Genomic DNA, 18,077 nt, shown 5'->3' on the forward strand with positions numbered 1-18,077 from the left:
GCGTTCGTCGCTTTCGCTCCTCGCACCTCAGGGGGCGGGCGGCTCGTCGGTCCCGGAAGCGACTCGTACGCTCATCCCGCCGACGGACACCACGTCGCCGATCACCAGTTGCCGGCCCCGTCGGGTCTCCACCTCGTCGTTGACGCTGACCAGACCGTCGGCGATCACCTCTTTGGCCTCCGCTCCTGATTCGATCAGGTTGGCGAGTTTGAGGAACTGGCCGAGGCGGATGGACTCGTCGCGAATCGTCACGTCGTACACGGCTTCGATCATGCCGGTACGGTGCGGGCGCGGCCACCCCGGCCGGACCATGCCGGGACGAGCGCGCCCCGGCGAGACGATCTGAGCCGGACAGGGCCAATCCGCGTGGAGTGCGGGGACATATCCCTGTTCCCGACTACCGTTTACGCATGGCCACCGACACCCCCCTCGCGCCGGTCGACCCGGAGAACCCCGACGAGCACCACGTCGGTCCCTCGCGCGCGCCCACTGCCGCCGATCGCCGCTCCCTGGCGCTCCTCGACAAGATCCGGCGGCCCACGGGTTTCGGAACCCGCGCGCCACAGATCGCCGGCACGGTGGTGGGCGTACTCGCCGCTATCGCGTTGCTGTCCAGCCTCTTTCCGGCGATCCGACATCTGATCCACGCCCCGCGACGCTATGTCGACGACTACATCATCACCCTGCCCGACACGAGCTTCGCCTGGGCGTTCGTCCTCGCGCTGCTCGCGGTCGCGCTGTCGGCACGCAAGCGGATCGCCTGGTGGATCAGCGTCGTCTACCTGATCTTGTTCATGGCGGCCAACGTCCTCTATCTGGTGCCGTCGCTGGAGGACGACCTGGGTGTGACGCGGTGGGACCGCACCAACATCTACCTCGGCCTGTTCATCGACGCTCTTGCGCTGATGTTCCTGTTGGCCACGTATCGCCAGTTCTACACGCGGGTGCGTAAGGGGGCGATCCCCGCGGCGTTCGGCACCCTCATCGCCGGGCTGGTCATCGCGACGCTGCTGGGCTGGGCGCTGGTGTGGGCCTTCCCGCATACGCTGACCCGGGGAGATCGGTTGCCCTACGCGTTCAACCGCGTGGTCGCCTTCGGGGCCATCGACCAGGACGCGTCGTTCGACGGCCGGCACACGCACCTCTTCGTCAACGGGTTGCTGGGGTTGTTCGGTGCGCTGGCGCTGATCGCGGCGGCGATCGTGCTGTTCCGCTCGCAGCGGTTGCGCTGGCTCATGACCGCCGAGGACGAAGCACTGATCCGCGCACTGATCGCGCGGTTCAACGACGACGATTCGCTGGCGTACTTCTCGACCCGGCGCGACAAGGCCGTCGTGTTCTCGCCCGACGGTCGCGCGGCCATCACCTATCGGGTGGAGATGGGCGTCGGCCTCGCGGGCGGTGATCCGATCGGCGATCCGGAGTCGTGGCCCGAGGCCATCGCCGAGTTCCTCACGCTCTGCGAGAAATACGGGTGGCATCCGGCGTCGATGGGGTCGAGCCCCCGCGGCGCGGCGGCCTTCGATGCCGCCGGTTTCGTCTCGCTCAACATCGGCGACGAGGCCATCCTCCACACGCGCGAGTTCAGCCTCAGCGGGTCGGCGATGAAGGCGGTGCGCCAAGCCGTGACCCGCACGCGCCGTGCCGGTGTCGGCGTCCGCATCCGGCGGCACTCCGAGATCTCGACGAGCTCGATCGACGGAAAACCGTCGGAGATGGCGCAGATCGTCGCGCGCGCCGACGACTGGCGCGACACCGACGAGGAACGCGGCTTCGCGATGGCGCTCTCGCGCATCGGTGATCCCGCGGACGGTGACTGCCTGCTGGTCGAGGCGGTGATGGACGAGGGCGGGCCCGACGAGAGGGTCGTCGGCATGCTGTCGTTCGTTCCGTGGGGGCGCCGGGGCGTCTCGCTCGACCTGATGCGTCGCGACCGCCACGGACCGAATGGTGTCGTGGAGACGATGGTCGCCGAACTGTGCCGCAACTCCGAACAATTGGGCATCACCGAGGTGTCGCTCAACTTCGCCGCGTTCCGTGCGTTCTTCGAGCAGGGGCCGCAGATCGGTGCCGGACCTGTCATGCGGATGGGTTATTCGGTCCTGATGTTCGGCTCGCGGTTCTTCCAGATGGAGTCGCTGTACAAGTCGAATGCGAAGTACCTGCCGGACTGGCAGTCGCGCTACCTGTGCTTCGAGGACAGCCGGATCCTGCCGCGCGTGGGACTGGCCGCGATCGTGACCGAGGGGTTCATCACGCTGCCCCGCTTCGGCCGGGCCAAGCATTACACGCAGGGTCCGCCGTCGATCCCGCCCGGTGTCGACGCCCCTGCCCTCATCGCCGAGCTCGAGGCCGAGACGGCGACACCCGAGGGTGCGGTCGTCCATCGACCGGAACAGGTCCGTGTCCGGCTCGAGAAGATGGACCGGCTCGTCGAGCGGGGTTTCGATCCGTACCCCCCGGCCGATCAGCCCACCCATACGATCGCGCAGGCGAAGGCCGAACCCGAGGGAACCGTCGTCACCGTCGCCGGTCGCGTGACGCGGCTCCGCGACTTCGGCAAGGTCGTGTTCGCCAACGTCCACGACTGGTCCGGCGAGGTCCAGGTGCTCGTCGAGGATTCCCGGGTGATCCCGGGAACCCCCGATTTCGGAACGGATGTCGACCTCGGCGACCTGATCCAGGCTCGTGGCATCGTGGGCACCAGCCGCAAGGGAGAGCTGTCGATCCTGATCGATGCCTGGCGGATCAACGGCAAGTGCCTGCGCCCCCTGCCCGACAAGTGGGCCGGTCTCACCGATCCGGAAGCGCGTGTCCGCCAGCGCTACGTCGACCTGGCGATCAACGAGCAGACGCGGTCGTCGCTCGCGACGCGCAGTCTCGTCGTGAAGTCGTTGCGCGACTTCCTCTCCGCGCGCGGCTATCTGGAGGTGGAGACACCGATCCTGCAGCAGATCCACGGCGGCGCCAACGCGACCCCGTTCCAGACGCACATCAACGCCTACAACCTCGATCTGTATCTGCGCATCGCCCCGGAGCTCTACCTCAAACGTCTCTGCGTCGGCGGCGTGGAGAAGGTCTTCGAGATCGGCCGCAACTTCCGCAACGAGGGCGTCGACTTCAGCCACAACCCGGAGTTCACGAGCCTCGAAGCCTACGAGGCGCACAGTGATTACCTCAAGATGCTCGACCTCACCCGGGAGATGATCCAGCACGCGGCAACAGCGGCCTACGGGGAACCGGTGATCGTGCGTACCGACGCCGACGGCAACGAAGAGCGCGTGGACATCTCGGGGGAGTGGCCGGTCAAGACCGTCCATCAGGTGGTCTCCGAGGGGGCGGAGCAGGAGATCACCCCGGAGACCTCTGTCGAGGAGCTGCGAGCGGTGTGCGATCGCCTCGAGATCAACCACCGGCCGGACTGGGATGCCGGGCAGATCGTGCTGGAACTCTACGAGCACCTCGGCGAGGACCGCACGACCTTCCCGACCTTCTACACCGACTTCCCGACGTCGACATCGCCGCTCACGCGCGCACACCGGAGCAAGCCGGGCGTCGCCGAGCGGTGGGACCTCGTCGCCTGGGGCGTCGAACTCGGTACGGCCTACACCGAGCTCACCGATCCGGTGGAGCAGCGCAAGCGTCTCACCGAGCAGTCGATCCTGGCCGCCGACGGTGATCCCGAGGCCATGGAGCTCGACGAGGACTTCCTGCAGGCGCTCGAATACGCGATGCCGCCGACCGGAGGTCTGGGTGTCGGTGTCGACCGGGTGGTCATGCTCATCACCGGACAGTCGATCCGCGAGTCGCTGGCGTTCCCGCTCGCGAAACCGCAGGACTCCTGAGTCGCCCGTCGCCCATCGTTCGCCTCAGCCGCCGAGGCGGACGACGGCGTCGTGGTCGTGCGTCGGGCCCGGCTGCCGGAACGTGGAGGCGGGTATCACTACCGCGCGTCGAGGTCAGGCGCTCCCCAATCGAGGGCATCACCGCGTGAGCCGGCGGTGCCGCTCCTTCTGGAAAGGTGTTCCCGACACCGTGGAAAGCGCGGCGTGCGCTACACCTAGCCGATATGTGTAACGGTGCGATAGGGCCGAACGACCTACTCGTCGACCCCCCCGTCTGACGAGAGGTGCCCGGAATGATCCTCGATGAGCCCATCCGCCAGGTCCGCCGGACGCGCCGACCTTGACATGCACACCGCCCTCACCGCGTCGATCGCGACGCTGCAGCTGAGCCGGTCCGTACCTCGTCTCCGACGACCCCGAAGCACCTGACACATGGCGCCGAGGGGGAGCGACGCAACCGCGAGAGCGGATGATGGGGGACCGGGGGGTGAATCGCAGATCCTGCGCGATCTGCTCGCCTCGATTGCCGCAGGGGATCGTGCCGCGTTCACCCGCCTGTACGACCTGACCAGTTCCCGGATCTACGGGCTGGCCGTCCGGGTGGTCCGTGACCGGCACTACGCCGAAGAGGTGGTCCAAGAGGCCTACCTGCAGTACTGGCAGCGGGCGACCGACTACGAACCCACCCGCGGGTCGGTGATCACCTGGATGATGACGATCGCGCACCGGCGCGCCGTCGACCGGGTCCGCACCGAGAACATGCAGGCCGAGAAGATGTCCGAGTACGGGGTCCGCAGTGCGGAACCCGAAGCCGCGCAGAACCTTCCGCTGGAGGCCGTGGTCCGGTCGGCGGAGGTGAGCGCGGTGCGCACCTGCCTCGGACACCTCACCGACCTGCAGCGAGGGAGCCTCGAGTTGTCGTACTTCGGCGGGCTCACCTATCCCGAGGTGGCCGCGCGCACCGACACGCCGCTGCCCACCACGAAGTCCCGGATGCGGGACGGGCTGCGCCGTCTGCGGAGCTGCCTGGACGCGCAGGAGGGTCGCTGATCCGGGGTGCGCCGGCGGCCGGTCCCATCGTCCGACGGCGCGGCCCCATCCGCCCAGGCACACTGAACGCGTGCACGAGACGACAGGCGACGACGATCTGAGGTCACCCGGCACGTTCGTGACGGTCGGGGAGCATCGTCTCCATGTGCTCGACGAGGGCTCGGGACCGCCGCTGTTGCTGATGGCGGCGCTCGGGAGCAACTGGTTCGACCTCGATCCGCTCGTCGCGCGGCTCTCGGCGTCGTGGCGGGTCGTGCGGTACGACCGGCCGGGATACGGGTTGTCCGATCCCATCGGCCGGGACCACCATCCCTCGTTGCTGGGCGAGGTGGAACGGATGGCCGCCGTGCTCGACGCGCGCGGCGTCGACGAGCCGGTCGTGGTCGTGGGTCACTCGCTGGCATCGCTGTACGTCGAGGCGTTCGCGCGGCGGTATCCCGAGCGGACCGCCGGTGTGGTCGTACTCGACGGGTCGTTCGTCCTGTTGCCGTGGCGGATCGTCCCGCTGTCGTTCCGCGTCGGCAACGCTCATCGGCTGGTCGGAGCGGCACGTGCGGTGACCAGTCGCGTCGGCATCCGACGCTGGCCGAGCTTCCAGGTGTGGAGCCGTGTGGTGCCCGCACCGCCCGAGGGGCGCGGCGATCAGCAGCGCAGATGGAGCACCCACGTCTTCGGGCAGCCGCCCTATCTGCTCGCCCTGCTCGTGGAGAACGCCGCCTTCGGGTCGATGAACCAGACGTTGCGAAGTCTGCGCCGATCCGCACCGATGCCCGGTGTCCCGACGATCGTCGTCGTGGCGTCGTCGAGGCTTCCCGGGTGGCGCCACTTCTGGGAATGGAAGCAACGGCGATACGCCGAGGTGCTGGGCGCCGGTGAGATCGCCGTTCTCCCGCGGGCGAGGCACTTCCTCGTGTCCGAACGGCCGGACGACGTCGCCGAGATCATCGACGGCGTCCGATCGATCCCTACCCGCGAGTAACCAGCTACTTGCGGTTACACCTAAACTGTTCGGCATGAGCGAGCTCACCTTCACCCCGACGGCCGACCTCGTCGACGAGATCGGTGCCGATGTCCGCAGCTGTGACACCCAGTTCACCCAATTCGGCGGAAACCGGGAGTTCGTCGGACGGGTGTCGACGGTCCGATGCTTCCAGGACAACGCCCTCCTGAAGTCGGTCCTCGGTGAGTCCAACCCCGGCGGGGTGCTCGTCGTCGACGGCGACGCATCGGTCCACACCGCGCTGGTGGGAGACCTGATCGCCGAACTCGGCCGGTCCAACGGCTGGGTCGGGATCATCGTCAACGGCGCCATCCGCGACGCCAAGACCATCGGTGGGATGGAGATCGGGGTCAAGGCCCTGGGCACCAACCCGCGCAAGTCGACCAAGACCGGCGCCGGTGAGCGCGACGTCCCGCTGACCATCGGCGGCGAGACGTTCACCCCCGGCGACATCGTCTACTCCGACGACGACGGCATCGTGCTCGTCGCGGCGGAGACGCGGTAGACCCGAACAGCAGTAAGACCCCGGTCGCCGAGACCGACGATCGTCATCGAACAGAACACCGGATATCCGACAGCGCTGAGGAGCACCGCCATGCCGAAGCCCACCGCCGACTATTTCGCTCGCCTCGGTGCGCTCGTCGCCATCGACGACGCCGCGAGTCGTCCCACGCGTCCCGTCCTCGAGGCGTTCAGCGGGACGGAGATGGCCACCATCCCGGTCGCCACCGCAGACGATCTCGAGGTCGCGGTCGCCCGTGCCCGCCAGGCCCAGCAGGGATGGGCGACCCGCACGCCGGCCGACCGCGCCGCGATCATCGACCGCTTCTCCGAGCTGGTCCACCGCAACGCGGCGTCGCTGATGGACATCGCCCAGGCCGAGACCGGCAAGGCGCGCATCTACGCGCAAGAAGAGGTCATCGACGTCTCGATCACCGCGCGGCACTACGCGACGAACGGACCCAAGCTGCTGGCCGATCGCAAGGTCAAGGGCATGCTGCCGGGTGCGACCAGCGTGCGCGTCCGCTACCTGCCCAAGGGCGTGGTCGGCATCATCAGCCCGTGGAACTACCCGCTGACGCTGGCGGTGTCCGACGCGGTGGCAGCGCTGATCGCCGGCAACGCCGTGGTCATCAAGCCCGACAGCCAGACTCCGTACTGCGCACTGGCCCTCGCCGAATTGCTGTACGAGGCGGGCCTGCCGCGTGAGCTGTACGCCGTGGTGCCCGGCCCGGGCGGGGTCGTCGGACAGGCCATCATGGCCAGCACCGACTACGTGATGTTCACCGGCTCGTCGGAGACCGGGGCCACCCTCGCCGAGCAGGCCGGGCGCCGACTCATCGGGTTCTCCGCCGAACTCGGCGGCAAGAACCCGATGGTGGTCACGGCAAGCGCGGACATCGCCAACGCCGTCCGGGGTGCGGCGCGGGCGTCGTACTCCAACTCCGGACAGCTGTGCATCTCGATCGAACGGATCTACGTCGACAAGAAGATCGCCGACGACTTCGCCGAGCGGTTCGCCGCGTATGTCTCGACGATGAAGCTGTCCGCCTCCTACGATTTCAGCGCCGACATGGGTTCGCTGGCCTCGGCCGCCCAGATCGACACCGCCGAGGCACACGTCGAGGATGCGGTCGCCAAGGGCGCAAAGGTGCTCGCCGGCGGTAAGCGCCGTGCCGACCTCGGGCCGTTCTTCTTCGAGCCGACGGTCCTCACCGACGTCACCGACGACATGGTGTGCTTCGCGAACGAGACCTTCGGACCCGTCGTCTCGATCTACCCGGTGGACTCCACCGACGAGGCGATCAAGCTCGCCAACGACACCGACTACGGACTGAATGCCAGCGTCTTCGCCGGCAGCAGCGACGAAGCACAACATGTTGCCGAGCAGCTCCGGGCCGGGACGGTCAACATCAACGAGGGATACGCGGCGGCGTGGGCGTCGACGGCGGCTCCGATGGGCGGCATGGGCATCTCCGGCGTGGGGCGCCGCCACGGTGACGAGGGCCTGCTGAAGTACACCGAGCCCCAGACCATCGCCGAGCAGCGTTTCCTCGGCATCGACCGCATGCCGGTGGTCCCGACCAGCATCTACCGGGCCATCACGCCGACCGCTGTCCGCGCGCTGAAGTACCTGCCCGGGCGCTAGGCGAGCACGTTCGGTCCGCCTGAACCCTGATCCGGAAGAACCACACCCACTGGCCCCTGAGGTGCGAGGAGCGCAAGCGACGAGCCACGAAGGGCTGGCGACGCGTCTCGCCACGACCCTTCGTGACGGCCTCCGCAAGCTCCGGCCTCCTCAGGGAGCGGGGGGGCTCGGACCGGCCTCCGCAAGCTCCGGCCTCCTCAGGTAGCGGGGGGGGCTCGGACCGGCCTCGGCACGCTCCGGCCTCCTCAGGGAGCGGGGGCGCGAGTGGGTCTGCGGTACTTCCGGATCAGGAAGCACGAGTGTCGTCGCCGGCGAGACGCCGGATGTCCTGCCCGATCGGTGTGAGCGTGGTTACGGTAGGCCCTGTGACCCGGAGCCCCCGCACGCGCAGAGATCCCGTAACCCGATCCCGCCGGACGCGTGTGGGTGTGCTGACCGCGGCCGTCTCGGCCGCCCTCGTCGGCGCGCTGGTGTCCACGCCCGCCGCCGACGCGGCTCCCGCGCTGCGGGTGACCACCGTCGCCGATGGGCTGAGCATCCCGTGGGGCGTCGTGGTCGCGCCGGATGGGACCGTACTGACCGGTGAGCGGGCGGGACGATTCGTCGCGGTACGCCCGGGAGGGCAACGCGTGAACGTCCGTGCCGACCTGTCACGCATCTTCGCGCAGGGCGAGTCCGGGCTGATGGGCCTTGCCATCGATCCGCGGTTCGAACAGACCCGCCGGGTGTACTCGTGCCAGGCGGAGGCGACCGTGCCCGGGGCGCCGGGCGTGCCCGGATCGCTGTCGAACCTCCCGATCGAGTTCCCGCAGACCGGGCAGACCATCCAGGTCGTGTCCTGGCGGGTCGGCGCCGACTGGACCCAGATGGCCCGTGAACGCACTGTGCTGAGTGGGATTCCGGTCAACTCGTCGGGACGGCACGGCGGTTGTGGTCTGGCGGCCACCGGCGACAGCCTCTGGGTCGGTACCGGCGACAACGCCACCCCGTGGATTCCGCAGTCCCGTACCTCGCTGGGCGGCAAGGTCTTGCACATCAAGCTCGACGGCACCCCGGCACCGGGTAACCCGAACCCGCGCAGTCCGATCTACAGCCTCGGGCACCGCAACGTACAGGGCGTGGCGGTCCAGCCCGGCACCGGTCGGGTGTATGCCATCGAGCAGGGCACGAGCCGCGACGACGAGCTGAATCGCATCGTCGCCGGCGGCAACTACGGGTACAAGCCGGATCGCACACCGATCATCTATGACGAATCGGTGCCGATGACCGATCCGGTCCGGGTCCCGGGCGCGATCGGTCCGGTCTGGAGTTCGGGCGACGAGACGATCGCGCTGCCTGGAATCGCGTTCGTGCCCGAAACCGGCTGGGGCGCTTACAACGGCGGCGTCGTGCTGACCGCCCTCAAGGGCAAGCGACTGGTGTTCCTGAAGCTCTCCGACGACAGTCGGCGCGTGGTGTCGCAGGCCGAGGCGCTGACGAATGCGCACGGCCGCCTGCGCGGGGTGGCCGTCGCGCCCGACGGCTCATTGGTCCTGACGACCAGCGACGGCGAGGGCTCGGACCGCATCCTGCGCGTGCGCTGGAACGGCTGAGGCATGTGCGACGACGCGATCGTCGGCCACGCGCACGACGAAGCCGGTCGGATGTCTCGTCGAACCGCGCTACGGGTGGCTGCGGGTGGCGCCCACACCGCGATCCTCGGTGGCGGACGGTACGCCGTCGAGGCGATGGCGAATCTGGAAGCCGTCCCCGCGCAGGGTTCGACCGTGGTCGTCGGTGCGCCGAGGTTCGCCGGCGGGACCGGTGGCCCGGCGCGGGTACTCGCACTGGTGTGAACAGACAGGAAGGTCATCGATGACGACACGCCTCACCCGATTCGATCGCGGACCGTACACCTTCGATGTCATCGACGAGGGTCCGGCAGACGGTGAACCGATCGTGCTGTTGCACGGATTCCCCCAGCGTGCCTCGTGCTGGGAGCTGGTTGCGCCGATACTGCACGACAAGGGTTTTCGTACGATCGCACCGGATCAGCGTGGTTACTCACCCGGCGCCCGACCTGCGCGGCGACGAGACTACGTACAGGGGGAGCTGGTGTCCGATGTGCTCGCCCTGCTCGACTCCGCCGGGATCGAGCGAGCACATGTCGTCGGCCACGACTGGGGCGCGATCGTCGGGTGGAGCGTCGCGGCACACCATCCCGACCGGGTGACAACGCTGACCGCCCTCTCTGTCCCGCACGCCGCGGCGTTCCTGCGTGCCATGCCCCGGGGTCAGATCCTCCGGTCCTGGTACATGGCCGCATTCCAGGTGCCGGTGCTGCCCGAGACGCTTCTCGGCTGGGCGATGCGAACGCAACCGGACTTCGGTGAGCGGATGGGACTCCCGCAACCGTTCGCATCGAGGGTGGCATGCGAGATCGGCGACTACGGCGCACTTCCCGGGGCGCTGGGGTGGTATCGCGCGATGTTCCTGCCGGACAGGCGGTCCGCGCCCCGACCGGTCCGGGTCCCGACCACTTTCGTGTGGGGCGATGCCGATGTCGCGATCGGCGAGACCTCGGCCCGGTTGTGTTCGGGCTGGGTGGAGGCGAACTACGACTTCATCGTGCTCCCGGGTGCGGACCACTGGCTACCGGAGGCGCACCCCGACGACGTCGCGGCCGCGATCCTCGCCCGAATCGACCGCCCGCACAGGGGTTCGGGCGCTACGGTTTCGAACCCGAAGCGCGAACCGGGTGCAGGGTCGTCGGAGTGAATCCCTCAGCGGAGGACACGGCGTAGCACGACGAAGACGATCAGGGCGACCGCGGCAGCCAACCCGGCGAATGCGGGCGTCAGATTGGTGGTCGGGGGTTCGGTCGGGGAACCCGAGCGCAGTTGCGCGAAAGTCGCCCGGGCCGCGTCGGATTCGGCAACCACATCGACCGGCGGGTGTGCGGGCGGTGTCGTGGGTGTGGCAGGCGTGGCGGCCGGGGGAGCGGAGGCCGGCTCCGGGGAACGGGTCACCGGCGGACCGGAGGGCGACGCCGGGGCCGACACCTGTGGCGCTTCGGGTTCGGGAGCCGGAGCCTGCGATTCCGGTACGGGCGGCGCCGACTTGGGCGGCGCCTTTTTCGCCGGTGCCTTCTTGGCTGCCGACTTCTTCGCCGGTGCGACGCCCGCGGCCTTCTTCGCCGGACTCTTCTTGGCCGGTGCCTTCGTCGGTGGTGTCTTCTTCGCGGCCTTCTTCGACGGGAGCTTGTCGCCGCCGGACTCCGCGGCCGCCGTCTCCGGAGTGGCCTTCTTCGGGGGCGCCTTCTTGGCCGCCTTCTTCGCTACCGGCTTCGCCGGAGCGGGCGCCGGCGCATCGGCGTCGGGAGAGCTGCCGGGTCCGGGATCGCCGGGTGCGTCGATCGGGAACAGTGCCTGCTCGTCGCGGTTCGGGTCACCGTCGGACGGCGTGGCGTTCGGATCCGGCTCGGTCATTCGGCGCTCCCTCGCAAGTGTCCGGCACGCGCTCGGCGACTGCTCCACCGCGCGCCCCGTGTGGGGCCATCCTAGTCTTTGCGCTTCCGGGGACTCGTGTCAGGAACGGACGCCGAGCCGCGCCAGGATGTCGGCGTCGACGGCCTCGAGCTCGTCGGCGATGGACTTGTGCGCGGTGCGACGCTGACCGGCCGACATCGTCTCGGCGGTCTGCACCGCGATGTCGAGGTTGTCCAGGCGCTTGGTCATCGCAGCGACGAAGTCCTTGGCATCGGCACTGGTGTCCTGGGCAACGACCTTCTCCAGCGCCGTGCGGGTGGTGGCGATACGCGCGGACAGGCCGGCGCCGTGACCGCTGAACTGGCGCAACACTTCCGGCGAGACCCCGGCGCGATTCGCCTGCAGTGTCGAGAGCTGCTCGCGTCCGGCGACCGCGGCCCGGTAGACGACGGGTGCGGCGATCGGCGCCACGAGCCGCGCGACGGTGAGGTAGCGCTTCACGCTGGCCGGGCTGAGCGCCTTCGCGTCGGCAGCTGCCTGTGCCTCGACGGCGAACTTCTTCGCCTCGGCCTTGCTCACCTTCGTCTGGGACTTGGCGAGATGCTTGGCGGTCTTGCGCTCGGCCTTCATCTCCTTCTGGAAGTACTTGTGCTCGTTCTTGCGTCGAGCCTTCTGTTCCTTGCGCCGCGACTTGGCGTCGAACTTCGCTTCCAGCTTGGCTTTCGCCTTGAGAGCCTTGGCCTCTGCCTTGCGCTGCGCACGCGTCGTACCGTCGGAGGAGAACAATCCCATCGAATGCCCTTTCGCTGCTGCCGAGAAGACCGCAGTCGACCCCCGGCCCGCTCTCGTTCCGCTCCCGGCGCCGGTCGACCGGCTCGCTCGCCCGCGTCCGGCGCCGCACTTCGTGGCCCCGCTCGCATCGCTCCCGGCGTCAGGTGCGCGTGATAACAAGTACAAGCATGACATGTGGTTGTATCCGACCACGTGTCCGTCTGCTCGAGCCCAGAAAGGGATGGCGTGGTCCCTGTCGTGTTGTCGCCGCGCGACCTCGCCGGCTGCGAGCACCGCGTGGCCCTCGACTTCGCCCACGCCAGGCGTCCCGTGGACGAGCCCGACCCGCCCGGTGTGCAGCGCCGGAAAGAGGCCGCCGCCGATCACCGTGCCGCGGTCCGCGAACTGCTGCGTGGCGTGCACAGCGATCAGCCCGGGGTGTTCGTGGTCATCGACCCCGACTCGAGTGCGTCGGACCGCGTTGCGGCGACGCTGCGAGCGTGTGATGACGGTGCCGCCTGGATCTGGAACGCGACACTGCCGATCGACGAGGAGCACGGGCGCCGCGGCCACTCCGAGCTGCTGGTCCGGGCCGGCGACGGATATCTCCCGGTCATCGTCGTCAACCATCGGGTCAGCCATCGGGTCAGCCAACCGGCGAAGTCGGCCCCCGACCCGGCCGGCCGGCCGGCCAGCCTCGTGACCAGTCCCTTCTGGACGTGGGCGCCGAGCCCCGATCCCTATCGGACCGGCCGGCCCAACCGCCGGGACAACCTCCGGCTGGCGCAACTCACCGCCATGCTCGTCGAGATCGGCCGGGCGTCGTCGACCGACACCGCGGATCTCCGCGGCGGGGTGATCGGTGTGGACGCCGACTGCATCGTCGTCCTGGACACCGGAGCGATGCTCGACGAGTACTCGGCGATCCTCGAGCGCAGGCTGGCGATCGCGGCGGGGGAGATCCCGACCGAGCCCCGCCGGGTCAGCGAATGCCGATCGTGTCCCTGGTGGGTCCGCTGCGGGCCTGAGCTGGAGGAGAAGCGCGACGTCAGTCTCGTGGCGTCCGGCAATCAAGGAACGGTGCTGATCGATGCCGGGATCACGACGATCGATCAGCTCGCCGCCCAGCGCGGGGCGCCCCCGGAGGGGTGGCCGGGCGGCGTTCGGTTCGGCGACGCGATCGTCAACGCGATCGCGTGGCTCACCGGCACCGAGCTCGTGCGTCGCGTCGACTCGCCCCGGGTCCACCGCGCCGACATCGAGATCGACGTCGACATGGAGAGCTATGGCGAGCACGGTGCGTATCTGTGGGGAACACTGCGCACCGACACGACTGATCCGTCGGTGCCCGTGGAGTACCGCCCGTTCGTCACCTGGGATCCGTTGCCGACCCGCGACGAGGCGCGGTCCTTCGCCGAGTTCTGGGGCTGGCTGATGACCGAGCGGGACGCGGCGCGGGACGCCGGCAAGACCTTCGCGGCGTATTGCTACTCCCAGCAGGCCGAGAACCGGTGGCTGCTGGGGTCGGCCGACCGTTTCCCGGGCGAACCGGGCATCCCCTCTCGTGCCGAGGTCCAGGCCTTCATCGGATCGTCGGAGTGGGTGGACATCTACGAGGCCGTGGGCGAGAACTTCATCTGCCCCCGAGGCAAGGGACTGAAACGTGTGGCGCCGGTCGCTGGGTTCTCCTGGCGCGACGACGACGCGAGCGGCGAGGCGTCGATGGAGTGGTATCGGGCGGCCGTGGCGCTCGGCGGGGGACGCCCCGACCACGGTCAGCAGCAGCGCCTCCTGGAGTACAACGAAGACGATGTCCGTGCCACGAAGGTCCTGCGCGAGTGGATGTCCGACGGCGCGGCCACGCAGGTGCCCCATGAGCGGGAGCTCCTCGAAGGGTTCGCGGGCGGACACGACGCGGCGCCGGCCGGGAACGACTCAGGGACGCATGGAGCGCAACGAGTCGAGGAACGACCCGCTGCCGAACAGGGCGACGGCGCCCAGCAGGAGTAGCGCGCCGGGCGCGACCCCGAGGACGAATCTGCGCATCGACGTCAACGTCGAGTTCTCCGGCGCGCCGGGCGACGCCTGAGGCGGGCCCGCCGGTGGGAGCTGCGCACCCGCGACCGTCTGCGACTCGTCGGTGTCGTCGGATGCGTTGTCGGGGTCGGCGCCGTCGTCGGCTTCCGGCCGGTCGGCACGCGACTCGCCCGCCGAACCCGCGGACGGGGGCGATCCGGACGCCGCGGCGGAACCGCCGCCGCTCGGCGGGGCGACCGACGGCACGTCGCCGAGCGCCGGTCCGGTGCCGGACGGGACGCCTGCCGGATCGGACCCACCCGCACCGCCGTCCGACGTCGACGTGGCGGCCTCCGGCGCGCGGGTGCCGCGGATGGTGACGCCGCCCTCACCGTCGCCTCCAGGAGTGGTCTGGGGTTCGCTGGTCGTCGGGTCCGGGTCGTCGGTTGCCGTGGTGGTCGTGGTCGTCGTCGTCGTGTCGCTGGTGTCCGTGGTCTCGGTCGTCGTCGGGTCCGATGTCTCGGTCGTCGGCGTCGACGGTCCGCATCCGCAGGGATGGGACGGCGACGAGGGCTCGACGGTCGTCTCGGGGTCGGTCGTCTCGGGGTCGGTGGTGTCCGGATCCGTGGTGTCGGACTCGTCGGTCGCCGAGGCGTCGGTCTCGTCGGTGTCGGTCTCGGTGGCGTCCTCGTCGTCGGTGGCCTCGCCGTCGGTGGCCTCGAAGATCGAGCCCGAATCCGTGTCGGAGTCCGAATCCGCGCCGGCGGAATCGGCGGAGTCGGGCCCGGACGAGCCGGGGTCCGAGGGCGCGGGCGATGCGACACCGGGCGCCAGGACGATGAATGCGATTGCGGCGATGACGACGAACAGGACGGCGAGGCCGCGTGGCCTGCTACGGGCTCCGGTGTCGGGCGGGAGGCGATGGGTCATGGTTCGTCAGGCGTACAGTCGGTAAGGAGAGACAACGCCGCTGACACCGCGCAGCAGACCGCCAGACGCCCCGCGTCGGAGCCGAATGTTCACCCGCCGGATCCGTGTCGGCAACCGATAACCCCCAAGAATGTGAAGAACGCCACACTAACGATCGTTACACCATCTTCACAGGTGATACGCGTCGAGCGCGGCAGTCCGGTACTTTCTGATCGTACCGACCGTTGCGACGGCCGTGTACAGCGGGCTTTAATGCTTGCAAATTCAAATTTTGCGTTTCGGAGAAGATTGTCATGACTTCAGGAGGGGCGGAGAAGCCGATGGGCGACACCGGACGCACCGACTCCGATCGTTCGAGGACGACGGACACGGATGCTCTCGACCCCGGGCTGTTCGCCCGGCGGCTCGAGGAACTGTTCCGGACTGTTCCTGGTCCGAACGGTAGGGCGTACAGCGCGAAAGCGATCGCGGCGCGATCGACCGAGCGGGGATTCCGGCTCGGGGAGTCATACCTGAGCCAGTTGCGATCGGGGAAGGCCAAGTCCCCGTCGTTCCGCACGGTCGAGGGCATCGCGGCCGCTTTCGGGGTCGATGTGCACTATTTTCTCGAAGACCGGGCGGCACAGCGCACCCGCGACGAGATCGATCTGATGCGGTTGCAGGCCGACACGAACGTCCAGCTGGCGGCATTCCGCCTGGCGGGATTGTCGAGCGATTCGGTCACGGTGGTGAACGAGCTGATCAAGGTGCTGCGTGAGCAGCAGGGTCTGCCCAAGGATCCGCCGGACGTCATCGCGGCCGGACTCAGCGAGAGCAAGCCGTCAGCCGACTCGCGTCTGCGTGTCGTCGGGGACAACAGCGACGACTGACCGCGGTCGAGGCGTTCGCGGAGCCTGATTGTCCGGACCGAGGGGTGTCGGCCCGGACAGGCCCGAGAGGCCGATCGCAGTGGGTGGATCGCGCCGACGTGCGCGCTCGTGATTCGATGAGGCCATGCGTCGATCCGAGCGCGCATTGCGTACGTTGTGCCGCACCACGTTGAAGGGGCTCGATCTCGATCTGCCCCTCGACGTCACTCAGTTGTGCGAGCGGTACGGCGAACGCCGCGGTCGGCCCATCCGGCTGATCGCGCATCCGCTGCCCGCGGGTCTCCCCAACGGCATCTGGTTGGCCGCGACCGACGCGGATTATTTCTTCCACCAGGCCGAGACGTCGCGGCTGCACCGCGATCAGATCGTCATCCACGAGTTCGGGCATCTGATCGCCGGCCACCAGGTTCTGGGTGAGGCCTCGGCCCAGGGCATCGCCGCACTGACGCAGGACGAGTCCACGGCCGCGCTCCGGCGCACGTGCTACTCCGACGACGCCGAGTGGGAGGCCGAGATGCTGGCGTCGTTGATACTCGGCTGGGCCGAGGACGCCAGCACCGGCGTCGGGAGCACCGCGTCGCACGACGAACTGCGCGGGCTGCAGCGACTGCTCGGCGGACACCGCGGGTGGTTGTGACGTGCCGGCCGGTTGCGACTGCGCGGAGAATGTGAGTCCCTGTTGGGCGTGATCACTGTCGCGGGCGGGGGCCCGACGGTCAATCCCCTGTCGACGCCCGTCCTGCCCTCTGACGTCCGGGCGTCGTCGGTCGATGTCGCGTCCGGGGTGGACGTCGGCATCGGCGCGGTCAACGCGGTCGCCGCCGTCGTCTTCGCCTTCGCGTTCTGCTGGCGCCTCGATCAGATCCGGCGCGGCGGGTGGGGGCTGCAACCGCTGGCGATGATGGTTGCCGTCGCGGCGCTGACCCTGGCTTTCGTCGTCGTCGACGAGTCGGTCGCCGACGTGTTGAACGAACTCGGCTTCGCCGGCCTGTCCCGGGTGGCGTTCTACGCCCTCCTCGCGGTCGGGGTCGCGGCGCTCGTGGTGGTGTTCTTCTTCCCGGGGCAGGTCACGCGTGAACGCCGGGCCGGTTGGGAGGCGCTGCCGCTGGTGATGGCACTCGTCGGGTTGCAGGTGACCATGCTGGTCATCCCGGTCGAGATCCGCACCGCGACCATCGACGAATGGACCGTCCAGAACTGGGGTTTCGCGCTCTTCATGCTGATCGCGAGCGGCTACCTGACGTACGGCTTCATCGCGTGCGTCAACAGTGTCCGCAAGTTCTACGCCACGGCGGACGGCTATCTGCGTGTGTCTCTCGGCCTTTTGATGACCGGCTTGACCTGTCTGGCGATCGGCGCCGTCTGTCAGATCGTCTTCGTGGTCGTCTCCGCGACGAATGTCGTTCGGTCGCCGTGGCTTCTGACGACGAACCGTGTCGTCGCCGTCGTCGGTGTGGTCGCGTTCCTGATGGGCATCAGCTATCCGATGATCTACGCGCGGATTCAGACGGTCGCCGCGAACCGGCGCCGCCGCCGCCTCGACACCGAGCTGCTACCCCTGTGGCGACTGGTGACCGACGCGGTGCCGGAGGTGGTACTGCCGGACGCCGGGCGTCTGGCGCCGACCACGCGCCTGCATCGACGCGTTGTCGAGACCCGAGACGCGTTGACCCAATTGAGTCCTCGGATTCCGGCGGTGTTCGGTTATGCCGAACCCGCGGTGCAGGCGAGGCTGCTGCGGGCCGCCGTCGCCGAGCACGATCCGGGAGACGGGTCCGGTGGCGCCGTGCGGGATCTTGCTCCGGCCGAGGGTGACGGATTGGAGGCCGACGCCGCGCCGCTGATCAGGCTGGCCCGCGCGCTGGCGGTATCCCAGGATGTCGAGGAGCCGGCCGACCGATGATCGGCCGGCCGGCTCGCGCGCGACGGAGTCGCTCAGGTCAGCCGCGACGGAGTCGCTCAGGTCAGCCGCGACGGAGT

15 protein-coding genes and 1 pseudogene are annotated in these 18,077 nt (G+C 69.0%); 12 read left to right on the forward strand and 4 right to left on the reverse strand.

From position 1 onward, the window contains the following. Nucleotides 1-27 precede the first annotated feature (27 nt). Nucleotides 28-273 carry an RNA-binding S4 domain-containing protein gene (locus CA982_RS00005; protein ID WP_086533594.1) on the reverse strand — a complete coding sequence of 82 codons (246 nt, stop codon included), beginning with the start codon at nt 271-273 and terminating at the stop codon, nt 28-30. A gap of 137 nt (nt 274-410) precedes the next feature. Here CA982_RS00005 and lysX point away from each other — a divergent pair, with 137 nt between their 5' ends. The 8 genes and pseudogenes from lysX (at nt 411) to CA982_RS00045 (ending at nt 10,801) form a co-directional block, all read left to right on the forward strand. After that, nucleotides 411-3,845 carry a bifunctional lysylphosphatidylglycerol synthetase/lysine--tRNA ligase LysX gene (gene lysX, locus CA982_RS00010; protein WP_086533317.1) on the forward strand — a complete coding sequence of 1,145 codons (3,435 nt, stop codon included), beginning with the start codon at nt 411-413 and terminating at the stop codon, nt 3,843-3,845. Nucleotides 3,846-4,277: 432 nt separating this feature from the next. Continuing rightward, nucleotides 4,278-4,895, forward strand: coding sequence for an ECF RNA polymerase sigma factor SigK (sigK, locus tag CA982_RS00015; RefSeq protein WP_086533318.1), 618 nt, complete (start codon nt 4,278-4,280; stop codon nt 4,893-4,895). A 70-nt stretch (nt 4,896-4,965) separates the two neighbouring features. Next, entirely contained in the window at nt 4,966-5,874 is a 909-nt protein-coding gene (locus CA982_RS00020) for an alpha/beta fold hydrolase (RefSeq protein ID WP_208617839.1), read from the forward strand. A 34-nt stretch (nt 5,875-5,908) separates the two neighbouring features. After that, nucleotides 5,909-6,400 carry a ribonuclease E activity regulator RraA gene (gene rraA / locus CA982_RS00025; RefSeq protein WP_086533319.1) on the forward strand — a complete coding sequence of 164 codons (492 nt, stop codon included), beginning with the start codon at nt 5,909-5,911 and terminating at the stop codon, nt 6,398-6,400. 90 nt (nt 6,401-6,490) lie between these two features. Further along, entirely contained in the window at nt 6,491-8,044 is a 1,554-nt protein-coding gene (locus CA982_RS00030) for a succinic semialdehyde dehydrogenase (protein WP_086533320.1), read from the forward strand. A 428-nt stretch (nt 8,045-8,472) separates the two neighbouring features. Further along, entirely contained in the window at nt 8,473-9,636 is a 1,164-nt protein-coding gene (locus tag CA982_RS00035; protein WP_086533596.1) for a PQQ-dependent sugar dehydrogenase, read from the forward strand. Nucleotides 9,637-9,723: 87 nt separating this feature from the next. Then, nucleotides 9,724-9,879 (forward strand): annotated as a pseudogene (locus tag CA982_RS00040) (cyclase family protein); the annotation flags it as partial. Between the two features lie 19 nt (nt 9,880-9,898). Continuing rightward, entirely contained in the window at nt 9,899-10,801 is a 903-nt protein-coding gene (locus tag CA982_RS00045; RefSeq protein ID WP_086533321.1) for an alpha/beta fold hydrolase, read from the forward strand. Nucleotides 10,802-10,806: 5 nt separating this feature from the next. On the opposite strand, the gene CA982_RS00050 is transcribed toward CA982_RS00045, so the two are convergent. Both CA982_RS00050 and CA982_RS00055 read right to left on the reverse strand, forming a co-directional pair. Further along, nucleotides 10,807-11,511 carry a hypothetical protein gene (locus CA982_RS00050; RefSeq protein ID WP_086533322.1) on the reverse strand — a complete coding sequence of 235 codons (705 nt, stop codon included), beginning with the start codon at nt 11,509-11,511 and terminating at the stop codon, nt 10,807-10,809. 99 nt (nt 11,512-11,610) lie between these two features. Next, nucleotides 11,611-12,303, reverse strand: a complete 693-nt coding sequence (locus CA982_RS00055; protein WP_086533323.1) for a DUF6474 family protein — start codon at nt 12,301-12,303, stop codon at nt 11,611-11,613. A gap of 225 nt (nt 12,304-12,528) precedes the next feature. Here CA982_RS00055 and CA982_RS00060 point away from each other — a divergent pair, with 225 nt between their 5' ends. Further along, entirely contained in the window at nt 12,529-14,292 is a 1,764-nt protein-coding gene (locus tag CA982_RS00060) for a TM0106 family RecB-like putative nuclease (RefSeq protein WP_086533324.1), read from the forward strand. Here CA982_RS00060 and CA982_RS00065 read toward each other — a convergent pair. Then, complete coding sequence (locus CA982_RS00065) at nt 14,218-15,228, reverse strand: hypothetical protein (RefSeq protein ID WP_086533325.1); 1,011 nt, start codon at nt 15,226-15,228, stop codon at nt 14,218-14,220. The genes CA982_RS00060 and CA982_RS00065 overlap by 75 nt on opposite strands. A 293-nt stretch (nt 15,229-15,521) precedes the next feature. Here CA982_RS00065 and CA982_RS00070 point away from each other — a divergent pair, with 293 nt between their 5' ends. The 3 genes from CA982_RS00070 (at nt 15,522) to CA982_RS00080 (ending at nt 18,000) form a co-directional block, all read left to right on the forward strand. After that, on the forward strand, nt 15,522-16,097 hold the full coding sequence (locus CA982_RS00070) for a helix-turn-helix transcriptional regulator (RefSeq protein ID WP_086533326.1): 576 nt from the start codon (nt 15,522-15,524) through the stop codon (nt 16,095-16,097). A gap of 124 nt (nt 16,098-16,221) precedes the next feature. Beyond that, entirely contained in the window at nt 16,222-16,734 is a 513-nt protein-coding gene (locus CA982_RS00075) for a hypothetical protein (protein ID WP_086533327.1), read from the forward strand. Between the two features lie 102 nt (nt 16,735-16,836). Further along, nucleotides 16,837-18,000 (forward strand): MAB_1171c family putative transporter, encoded by a 1,164-nt coding sequence (locus tag CA982_RS00080; RefSeq protein WP_086533597.1) that lies wholly within the window; start codon nt 16,837-16,839, stop codon nt 17,998-18,000. Nucleotides 18,001-18,077: the final 77 nt, after the last annotated feature.

The sequence above is a fragment of the Gordonia lacunae genome, from assembly GCF_002149015.1.
Taxonomy (GTDB): Bacteria; Actinomycetota; Actinomycetes; order Mycobacteriales; family Mycobacteriaceae; genus Gordonia; species Gordonia lacunae.